This window comes from Alistipes sp. DJF_B185, assembly GCF_964250025.1.
GTDB classification, from domain to species: domain Bacteria; phylum Bacteroidota; class Bacteroidia; order Bacteroidales; family Rikenellaceae; genus Alistipes; species Alistipes finegoldii.
The window spans coordinates 1-951 of record NZ_CAXUDY010000077.1; the positions used below are offsets into that span (position 1 = coordinate 1).

Genomic DNA, 951 nt, shown 5'->3' on the forward strand with positions numbered 1-951 from the left:
AAAAAATAGAGTTATGAAACAGACGGATGTAACGGTTACGTTCTACCTCAAAAAGAGCGAAATGAATGACGAGGGACATTGCCCGGTCATGGCGAAACTTGTTGTCGGCAAATTTTCAGAAGCGGCTTTTAGTGCGAAAATGTCCGTACCCGCTGCACTGTGGGCATCCGGACGTGCCACGGGTAAAAGTAACGCCGCGCGGGAAATCAACCGGCAACTGGACGATTTGCGAGCTTCAGCCATTTCCATTTATGACGAACTGTCAGCCACCCGTGAGAATGTAACGGCTGAAGAAATAAGGAATCTGTTGTTGGGGACGGCTTTCGGGCAGGAAACCCTGTTGGGTTATTTCCGGACGTTCATCGAACATTTCGAAAAACGTGTCGGCGTGAACCGGGAAAAGGGAACAGCACAATCTTACCGCTATGCTTGTAACTGTGTGGCTGCTTTCATCCAGGAGAAATACAAGTTGTCGGATGTTCCTTTCACGGCCCTGAACCGTTCATTCATCGACAACTATGACCTCTACCTACGCACGGAGCGCCGCTTTGCCCTGGGAACTATCGTGTTGCTTGTCACACGGTTGAACACGATTGTCGGGGAAGCCATCGCGGAAGGGATTATCACTGCCGACCCGTTCGCGGGGTATGAAGCCGAACATCCCGAGCGGGAACAGAAATACCTTACCGCCGCAGAGTTACAACGGCTGATGACCACACCCCTGCACGACCCGAAACTCTACCATATCCGCGACCTGTTCCTCTTCTCCTGCTACACGGGTATCCCTTACGGGGACATGTGCCGCCTGACGACGGAGGATCTGGAAGTGGCCGAGGACGGTGAGGTATGGATCAAGACCGCCCGCAAGAAGACGAAAATCGACTATGAAGTGCCGTTGCTCGACATACCGTTGCTCATCCTCGACAAGTACCGGGATATGGCCCCGGAAGG

At 52.8% G+C, this 951-nt stretch carries 1 protein-coding gene; it reads left to right on the forward strand.

Features of this window, described 5'->3' with window-relative positions; translation table 11 throughout:
• Positions 1-13 precede the first annotated feature (13 nt).
• Positions 14-951 (forward strand): phage integrase SAM-like domain-containing protein (locus tag ACESTR_RS16250; RefSeq protein ID WP_373179456.1); only part of this gene is annotated, 938 nt, incomplete at its 3' end.